Here is a 7107-nt window from a genome sequence, read left to right as displayed (position 1 = left end):
TGGCAGATCACCTTCGTGTTCTTATCGACGAGAACAGCCATCTTACGCGGCCTCCTTCACGGCCTTGACCACCTTCTCGGCGGCGTCGGCGAGGTTGTCGGCCGACAGGATCGGCAAACCGGACTCGCTGAGGATCTTCTTGCCCAGCTCGACGTTCGTGCCTTCCAGGCGGACGACCAGCGGAACGTGCAGGTGCACCTCGCGGGCCGCCGCGACCACGCCTTCGGCGATGACGTCGCAGCGCATGATGCCGCCGAAGATGTTGACCAGGATGCCTTCGACGTTCGGGTCGGAGAGGATCAGCTTGAAGGCCGCGGTGACGCGCTCCTTCGTGGCGCCGCCGCCGACATCGAGGAAGTTGGCCGGCTCGCCGCCGTACAGCTTGATGATGTCCATGGTCGCCATCGCCAGACCGGCGCCGTTGACCATGCAGCCGATGTTGCCGTCCAGCTTGACGTAGTTGAGGCTGTGCTTGGCCGCCTCGATCTCGGCCGGGTCTTCCTCGGCCTCGTCGCGCAGCTCCTCGACGTCCTTGTGGCGGAACAGGGCGTTGTCGTCGAAGCTCATCTTGGCGTCGAGCGCCAGGATGTCGCCCGAGCCGGTGACGATCAGCGGGTTGATCTCGACGATCGCGCAGTCCAGGTCCACGAAGGCCTGATAGGCGGCCTGGATGAACTTGGCGGCGGCGGAGACCTGCTTGCCTTCCAGCCCGAGCGCGAAGGCGACCTTGCGGGTGTGGTAGCCCTGGATGCCGGTGGCCGGGTCGATGGCGACCTTGACGATCTTCTCCGGCGTGTTGTGGGCGACCTCCTCGATCTCCATGCCGCCTTCGGTCGAGGCGATGATGGTGACGCGGCCCGAGGCGCGGTCGGTCAGCAGGCCGAGATACAGCTCGCGCTTGATGTCGGCGCCTTCCTCGACGTAGAGGCGCTTGACCTCGCGGCCGTCCGGACCGGTCTGCTTGGTGACCAGCACGTGGTTCAGCATCTCGCCGGCGTTCTTGCCGACCTCCTCGATGGACTTGACGACGCGGACGCCGCCCTTGCCCTCGGGGTTGTCCTTGAAGCGGCCGGCGCCGCGGCCGCCCGCGTGGATCTGCGACTTCACGACCCACACCGGGCCGCCCAGCTCGCGGGCGACGGTCTCGGCTTCCTGCGGGGTGTAGGCGACGCCGCCGCGGGGCACCGCGACGCCGTACTTCTTCAGCAGGCCTTTGGCCTGATACTCATGGATGTTCATCGGGCGTCCATCTGTTTTTATGGTCGGCTGACAGAGTGTGGTCGGCTGACGATGGGCGAAGATCGGGCAGGCGTTTCCTGCTGGCGGACGCGCCAGGGCGCAAGTCTTCGGGGGAGCTGAGTCCTTCGGAAGCCTTACGCCGGCTGGCGCGAGCGACCGCGATCACTGTACCACCCGGAGCGGACGGTTCAACCGTCCACCCCGGGCGATGAGGCCGCAGGTCGTCGCGCAGGCAAAAAACAGGCCGCCTTAGGAGGCGGCCTTCTCAGCCTGCTGCTTCTTGACCACCTCGACGAGCTGCTTCACAGCGTCGACCGAGTGATCGAACATCTTCTTCTCTTCCGCGGAGAGATCGATCTCGATGATCTTCTCGACGCCACCGGCGCCGATGATCGTCGGGACGCCGACGTAGAGGTCGTTCTGGCCGTACTGGCCGGTCAGGTAGGCGGCGACCGGAACGACGCGCTTCTGGTCCTTCAGGTAGGACTCGGCCATCTGGATGGCGGAGGCGGCCGGGGCGTAGAAGGCCGAGCCGGTCTTCAGGAGCTTGACGATCTCGGCGCCACCGTCGCGGGTGCGCTGCACGATGGCGTCCAGCTTCTCCTGCGTGGTCCAGCCCATCTTGACCAGGTCCGGCAGCGGGATGCCGGCGACGGTCGAGTAGCGGACGAGCGGGACCATGGTGTCGCCGTGGCCGCCCAGCACGAAGGCGGTGACGTCCTCGACCGACACCTTGAACTCGTCGGCCAGGAAGTAGCGGAAGCGGGCCGAGTCGAGCACGCCGGCCATGCCGACGACGCGCTCCGGCGGGAGGCCGGAGGCCTGCTGGAGCACCCACACCATCACGTCCAGCGGGTTCGTGATGACGATGACGAAGGCGTTCGGGGCGTACTTCTTGATGTTCTCGCCGACGGTCTGGCAGACGCCGGTGTTGATGCCGATCAGGTCGTCGCGGCTCATGCCCGGCTTGCGCGGCACGCCGGCGGTGACGATCACCACGTCGGCGCCTTCGATGACCGAATAGTCGTTGCCGCCGCTGAGCTTGGCGTTGAAGCCTTCGACCGGCGAGGTCTCAGCCAGGTCGAGGGCCTTGCCCTCCGGCATGCCTTCGGCGATGTCGAACAGGACGACGTCGCCGAGTTCCTTCTGGGCAGCGAGCAGAGCCAGCGTGCCGCCAATCTGGCCGGCGCCGACGAGCGCAATCTTCTTGCGAGCCATGGAGCGTTTCCCTAAGCGTGAGCGTCCCCCATTCAGCGGAGGACAGAACCGATTGAGTGTAGCGTCCTAGGGGTCCAGCGCCCTGAGATTTCGAGGGCGGTTCCTAGCGCGATTCCGGCCCGAGAGCAAGCGTGACCGCAAGCACGGGACGCGGAACTGTGCAATCGATTACGGCGAATGGCCGCAGCGGCAAACAGGAATTTGGTGTTGCGGGTGCGGCGCACTATTCTTTGGATAGGTTTTGAAGGCCGTTCGGGATTGGGGGAGCAACCATGATTCGCTTTGCACCGGCATTTTGCCTGACCGTGACGCTGGCGCTGGGAAGCGGCGGCGCGGCTTTGGGACAAACCGTCGCAGACTATGAGGCCGCCTTGGCCAAGGCGCCGCTGAATGAAGCGGCCGGCGCTCCGTCGGATATGCCGTCGGCCACCGACATCCTGTATTGCCGGCCCGTGTCGAACTATGTGTACACCTCCGTCCCGCCGGGGGAGCGCAGCGGCATCGTGGTGCCTCTCGTGGCCTTCGACGGGCCGGCCGACCCGGCGATCCTGCGCAAGCGCAACCTGTGCGAGACGGTGCGCCGGATGGCGGTGATCCAGTTCGATTCCGGGTCGGGGGAGGAGATCGTCACCCCGCCGCAGCTGATCGACACCGACCCGTCGCGCCCGCTGTATCAGAACGATCCGACGCTGGCTCCCGACACGCGGCGGGCCCCGGCCCGACGGCCTCTGGAAATCCAGTAGCGCTGACTTCGGCGGCGACCTTCGGCGTCAGGAGCGGACGCCGTAGAGCGCGAGGTGGCGGGTCATGTCCGCCGCGGGCAGCGGGTAGTCGGTGCCCTGGCGGGCGTTCAGCACGGCGCGCGGCGGGATGCCGGCGGCGCGGACCTGCACGCGCATGGCGCAGCGCATCGAATAGCCCGCCCGCCAGACCAGGGCGGTGACGGCGCGGGCATCGCCGGACCGCAGGATGTCGTCCACGATCCCCGGATGGACGGCGGCGCGCAGGGCCAGGGCAGCGCGGACGAAGTCCGTTTCCTCCCAGGACAGGGCGTCGCCCAGCGCCGTCTCGTCCAAGGCGTCCTGGCGGTGCAGGCGGACGGCGCGGCGCCCCGGCGACTCGGCGGGATCGCGCCCTTCGACCCAGGCGACGCGGCGGCGGGTCACGGCGGCGACCTCCGCCGCGGTGATAGCGTCCAGATCGGTGCGGCGGCGCAGCAGATCGGCCACCGAGTCGTCGACGAACTCCGCCAGCCGCAGGGCCAGCCGTTGCGGCAGGGCGGGGCGGGCGGCCAGCTTGGCCTGCCAGTCCGGATGGCCGCCGGACCGTTCCACCAGATCCTCCAGCCGGTCGTCGGGGATGACCGCGCCGTCGTTGTCCAGCAGGACGCCCGTGGCTTCCGCGTCGCCCGTGTCGACGATGGCGCAGGACAGCGGCGCGCTGACCGCTTGCCGCCGCGCGATGGCCGACAGCGCCCAGCCCGCGGGGTGGCTGGCGATGATCTCCAGCAAATCCTCGTCGGTCAGGGTGGCGCAGCAATGGAGGATGGGCTCCGCCACCGAGCGCTCGACGTCACGGGCCAGCGTGCGCGCCACGGCGGGCGGGGCGCAGGCGACGTCCTTCAGAGCCCCGGCCAGCGCCGTCCGCACATGGGCCGCATGATCGCGGGCCAGTCGCTCCAGCGTGCGCAGGGCGGTGGCGGTGGCCTTGTCCTGGCGATCCGGGGGCAGGTCGGGCAGCAGCCGGCACAGCTTGCGCGCCAGATGCCCGCGGACCCCGGCATCGCCCATCCCGGCCCGTCGCGATTCGACCAACGCCGTGCCGAGGCGGCGGCGGGCCGGTTCCGGCGCAGGAGGAGCGGGAGGGGAATCGTCGAACAGATAGCCGAGCAATTCCGGGTCCACCCCGTCGTCCGCGGAGGAGATTTCCCGCGGCGCCGAGCGGGCCGCGCCGGGACGGTCGTCCTCTTGATCGGAATGGGGGGCCTGACGTGGCTGCATCCGGATATCCAACGAGGGGCCGATTAACGGGCTGCTAACGGAGCCGAACTTGTCACCGGCGCCCGGCGCAAGCAACCAGGCTCTGCGTCCCCGGTTCTTCCGTCGGGTTTCGGTAACGAATCGTCGAAAAGCGGAAGTCGAAAAGAAAAAGGGCCGCAACCCCGATGGGGCGCGGCCTTGAAGAGTTTAGGGAGGAAACGCACTGCAAAAGCAGTAACGGGGCGGATCATAGGCTCAGACCCTGGCGGATGGTAATACCAAGTTGGTATTGGTGCGGTGCGGTGTGCGCATGGCGATGCGGGAATAAAATGTTGTTTGCCCAGCGGGTGGGCAGGATTTCGACCGTTTGCACACATTCGAGCCGGATGGGCGGATGATGGGAGCGCAAACGATCAGACTGGGAATATTGTTTGTGATCGGAGCTATGACGGGTGAAGTCTCGCCGGATGTTGAGCCACGTCCATTCGGGCATGCTCTTGGGCGCCACGTTCCTTGAGGGCAGTTTTGTGTGCCGGGCGAATTGTTCGTGGGGTGTGCCGGTCCGCTGGGGAAACTCTCCCCCGCGGCGGGCCGCGGCGCGGGGGAGGGGAAAGCGAGGCGATGCTCAGGCGGCGGCCAGCTTCTCGCGGATCAGGGCCTTGGTCTCGTCCAGGCCGTAGAGCTGGATGAAGGAGCCCATGCGCGGGCCGGTGGTCTGGCCGAGCAGCACCTCGTAGAGCGCCTGGAACCACGCGCGCAGCTCGGTGAAGCCGTGCTCCTTGCCGACCGCGAAGACCTCGTTCTGAATGACGTCGCCCGCCGCGTCGGCGGGGATGCCGTCCAGACGCGTCAGTAGATCCTCCAAGGCGGCGCGCTCGGCGTCGGTGGGGGCGCGGAAGCGCTTCGTCGGCTTCACCTGATCCTGGTAGTAGCGGACGGCGTAGCCGACCAGCTTGTCCAGGAAGGGGCTGTTCTCCGGCGTCGCCTCGGGCGCGTAGCGGCTGATGAAGCCCCACATCACATCCTTGGTCTCGGCGTTCGCCGCCCCGGCGAGGTTCAGCAGAAGGTTGAAGGACACGTCCGAGCGCACCGCCGGCGCCGTGCCGTTGTGGATGTGCCAGGCCGGGTTCTCCAGCGCCTTGGCCGGCTCCTCCACCGGCAGCTTGGCGACGAAGGCCAGATACTCGTCCACCGCCCGCGGGATCACGTCGAAATACAGGCGCTTGGCCGACTTCGGCTTCTGGAACATGTAGAGGGCGAGGCTCTCCGGCGGGGCGTAGGCCAGCCACTCCTCCATGGTCAGGCCGTTGCCCTTGGACTTGGAGATCTTCTGCCCCTTGTCGTCCAGGAACAGCTCGTAGTTGAAGCCCTGCGGCGGGGTGCCGCCGAGGATGTTGACGATCTTTCCGGCCAGCTCGGCCGACGGGATCAGGTCCTTGCCGTACATCTCGTAATCGACGCCCAGCGCGTACCAGCGCATGCCCCAGTCGGGCTTCCACTGGAGCTTCACATGGCCGCCGGTGACCGGGACCTCGACCTTCTTGCCGTCCTCGTCCTGGAAGACGATGGTGCCGGCGTCCACGTCGCGCTCCAGCACCGGAACCTGAAGCACACGCCCCGTGGAGGGGGAGACGGGCAGGAACGGGCTGTAGGTCTGCTGGCGCTCCTCGCCCAGCGTCGGCAGCATGACGGCCATGATCTCGTCATAGCGCCGCAGCACGCCGAGCAGGGCGTCGTCGAAGCGGCCCGACTTGTACCAGTCGGTGGAGGACTGGAACTCGTACTCGAAGCCGAAGCTGTCGAGGAAGGCGCGCAGGCGCGCGTTGTTGTGCGCGCCGAAGCTGTCGTGCGTGCCGAACGGATCGGGCACCTGGGTCAGCGGTTTGCCGAGGTTGGCGGCCACCAGCTCCTTGTTCGGGATGTTGTCCGGGACCTTGCGCAGCCCGTCCATGTCGTCGGAGAAGCAGAAGAGCTTCGTCGGGATGTCGCTCATCCGCTGGAAGGCCTGACGGACCATGGTGGTGCGCGCCACCTCGCCGAAGGTGCCGATGTGCGGCAGGCCCGACGGACCGTAGCCGGTCTCGAACAGGACGTAGCCTTTGGCCGGCGGCTCTTTCGCGAAGCGCGCGACCAGTTTGCGCGCCTCCTCGAACGGCCACGCCTTCGCCTGCAACGCCAATTCCCGCTCGCCGGTCATGGTAGAGCCCCTTCAAAACTCGACGGAAGTGTAGAAAGGCAGCGACCCTAGGGCGCAGCGCGCCGTCCGTCAACGGGCGCCGCTTGTCCGTTTCACGGTTCGGGCGCATGTCTGGATGTGGATCACCCGCCGAGGACCCGCATGAGCTGGCTGTTTCTGTCCGTCGCCATCGCCTTCGAGATCGTGGGCACCGTCGCCATGAAGATGTCCGACGGCATGACCCGCCTGTGGCCCAGCCTGGCGGTGGTGGCCTGCTATCTGGTGGCCTTCGCGATGCTGGCCCAGGCGCTGCGCGAGATCGAGGTCGGCGTGGCCTACGCCATCTGGTCCGCGGTGGGCACGGCGGCCATTGCGGCGATCGGGATTTGGGTGTTCGGCGAGTCGCTCAACTTCCTGAAGCCGTCTCTTCTACCCATCTGACGCTGGCGAAGATCGACCCTGGTCAGATCACGGCGGTCGCCCAGACATTACACA

Annotated in this window: 7 protein-coding genes; 2 read left to right on the top strand and 5 right to left on the bottom strand. The window is 67.4% G+C overall.

Features of this window, described 5'->3' with window-relative positions; all coding sequences use genetic code 11:
- Positions 1-42 precede the first annotated feature (42 nt).
- Together sucC and mdh are read right to left on the bottom strand one after the other, a co-directional pair.
- A complete protein-coding gene (gene sucC, locus GBZ26_RS25025) occupies positions 43-1239 on the bottom strand; it encodes an ADP-forming succinate--CoA ligase subunit beta (RefSeq protein WP_094303045.1) in 1197 nt (398 codons plus the stop codon).
- A 249-nt stretch (positions 1240-1488) separates the two neighbouring features.
- Positions 1489-2457, bottom strand: coding sequence for a malate dehydrogenase (mdh, locus tag GBZ26_RS25020; protein ID WP_014241628.1), 969 nt, complete (start codon positions 2455-2457; stop codon positions 1489-1491).
- 272 nt (positions 2458-2729) lie between these two features.
- Here mdh and GBZ26_RS25015 point away from each other — a divergent pair, with 272 nt between their 5' ends.
- Positions 2730-3200 (top strand): hypothetical protein, encoded by a 471-nt coding sequence (locus tag GBZ26_RS25015; RefSeq protein WP_174441160.1) that lies wholly within the window; start codon positions 2730-2732, stop codon positions 3198-3200.
- A 27-nt stretch (positions 3201-3227) separates the two neighbouring features.
- On the opposite strand, the gene GBZ26_RS25010 is transcribed toward GBZ26_RS25015, so the two are convergent.
- The 3 genes from GBZ26_RS25010 to GBZ26_RS25005 all read right to left on the bottom strand — a co-directional run bounded on the left by GBZ26_RS25010 (position 3228) and on the right by GBZ26_RS25005 (position 6633).
- Entirely contained in the window at positions 3228-4457 is a 1230-nt protein-coding gene (locus GBZ26_RS25010; protein WP_174441159.1) for a DUF2336 domain-containing protein, read from the bottom strand.
- A 226-nt stretch (positions 4458-4683) separates the two neighbouring features.
- Positions 4684-4929, bottom strand: a complete 246-nt coding sequence (locus tag GBZ26_RS30005) for a hypothetical protein (RefSeq protein WP_211104955.1) — start codon at positions 4927-4929, stop codon at positions 4684-4686.
- A 132-nt stretch (positions 4930-5061) separates the two neighbouring features.
- Positions 5062-6633, bottom strand: coding sequence for a lysine--tRNA ligase (locus GBZ26_RS25005; protein ID WP_174441158.1), 1572 nt, complete (start codon positions 6631-6633; stop codon positions 5062-5064).
- 141 nt (positions 6634-6774) lie between these two features.
- Between GBZ26_RS25005 and GBZ26_RS25000 the strand changes: the two genes are divergently transcribed.
- Positions 6775-7053, top strand: a complete 279-nt coding sequence (locus GBZ26_RS25000) for a DMT family transporter (RefSeq protein WP_174441157.1) — start codon at positions 6775-6777, stop codon at positions 7051-7053.
- The last annotated feature ends 54 nt before the right edge of the window (positions 7054-7107 follow it).

It is taken from the genome of Azospirillum formosense (genome assembly GCF_013340925.1).
GTDB classification, from domain to species: Bacteria; Pseudomonadota; Alphaproteobacteria; order Azospirillales; family Azospirillaceae; genus Azospirillum; species Azospirillum formosense.
The sequence above is the reverse complement of the archived record's forward strand: the minus strand, read 5'-3'. Positions and strand labels throughout refer to the sequence as shown.

Excerpts from the sequence above, each read along its gene's own strand:
- sucC (WP_094303045.1), bottom strand. The coding sequence starts at position 1,239 with ATGAACATCCATGAGTATCAGGCCAAAGGCCTGCTGAAGAAGTACGGC.
- mdh (WP_014241628.1), bottom strand. The coding sequence starts at position 2,457 with ATGGCTCGCAAGAAGATTGCGCTCGTCGGCGCCGGCCAGATTGGCGGC.
- GBZ26_RS25015 (WP_174441160.1), top strand. The coding sequence starts at position 2,730 with ATGATTCGCTTTGCACCGGCATTTTGCCTGACCGTGACGCTGGCGCTG.
- GBZ26_RS25010 (WP_174441159.1), bottom strand. The coding sequence starts at position 4,457 with ATGCAGCCACGTCAGGCCCCCCATTCCGATCAAGAGGACGACCGTCCC.
- GBZ26_RS30005 (WP_211104955.1), bottom strand. The coding sequence starts at position 4,929 with ATGCCCGAATGGACGTGGCTCAACATCCGGCGAGACTTCACCCGTCAT.
- GBZ26_RS25005 (WP_174441158.1), bottom strand. The coding sequence starts at position 6,633 with ATGACCGGCGAGCGGGAATTGGCGTTGCAGGCGAAGGCGTGGCCGTTC.
- GBZ26_RS25000 (WP_174441157.1), top strand. The coding sequence starts at position 6,775 with ATGAGCTGGCTGTTTCTGTCCGTCGCCATCGCCTTCGAGATCGTGGGC.